The organism is Arthrobacter sp. HY1533, assembly GCF_027568515.1.
In the GTDB taxonomy this organism is placed as follows: domain Bacteria; phylum Actinomycetota; class Actinomycetes; order Actinomycetales; family Micrococcaceae; genus Specibacter.
In genome coordinates, this window is sequence record NZ_JANKZF010000064.1 from 1 (window position 1) to 1095 (window position 1095).

The 1095-nt window shown below is 58.2% G+C and carries 1 protein-coding gene; it reads right to left on the reverse strand.

Features of this window, described 5'->3' with window-relative positions:
- Window positions 1-911 precede the first annotated feature (911 nt).
- Window positions 912-1095 (reverse strand): hypothetical protein (locus PCK14_RS19290; RefSeq protein WP_269940138.1); only part of this gene is annotated, 184 nt, incomplete at its 5' end.

The window sequence follows — 1095 nt, forward strand, 5'->3', positions numbered from 1 at the left end:
CCGGAAGCTAAGACCCACAGCGCCGATGGTACTGCATTCGAGAGGATGTGGGAGAGTAGGACACCGCCGGACAACACCAAAAACAGGTCGAGGCCCCACACCACACGGTGCGGGGCCTCCCTGCATTTAACAAACAAACACGGCCACCCCACCAGGTGGCCATTCTTCGTTTAACAGCCACAACCGGATCGGGGCCGGCCAGCCAACCAGGCAGAAGAGGCCACGGGCCCGTTGCCTGACAGGTGCCGGGGACCCGAGGATCCCATAAGCCCCGGCACAGCGGGGAGGGTCGCCTGCAGGGCGGCCCTTGTTGTCTGCCTGGGCCCGGCGGGCTGGAAACGAGCTCACGTGTGGCGGCGGAAACAAGTCTCCCTGCCCTGCGATGCCAATGGCACCCTGGTGAACCGGTGTTAGGGCTGCCCCCGAACCCTCTTCACACTCTCACGCAGTGTCGCCGGCGAATGCGGCGGGAGATATCACTCGGCATTTGCAGTGCGTAGCCCTGGTCTCCTGCGCGTACCTGGTGCCCGACATCGACACATGCAGCTTGAAATGAGCAAGTGCCGGCCATATCAATGCATTGAAGGAAGCGCCGCTCGTGATGTGGATGGTGATTGAGCGCCCTGCAGGATTGACATCGGCCATAAAGCAGGAAAACTTTTGCGGCTTCGATCACAAATCATTTGCTTTTGGTTTCAGGCGACAACCCTGCCGGTGGTCGGTGGGGTGCAGAAAGGGCGGAGCGTCAGCCGCCGTGAGGCCCCAGATTCCGCGTAATTCCAGGGTTTTCATGCGCCATTGGGCAGCGACATCATTGGAGTGCCGAGCGTCACACGCTTTCAATTGGATTCAAGCCGAAAAGGTGTGTATTGTTTTCCGAGTTGCCCCGGTTGATGGGGGAACGAAAACCCCTAAAGATTGTGGCCGGTTTTGCCGGTTGTTTTCTTGTGTTTTGGTGGTGTTGGTCTGCTTGAGAGTGGATTTGCATTACTGAGATATTGCGGGTAAGCTTGAAAAGTTGCCCCGGCACTGATCGTCACGGACTGTTTGTTGGTTCTGGTGTGTTGGCTGGGTGTGGTTGTTGTTTGAGAACTC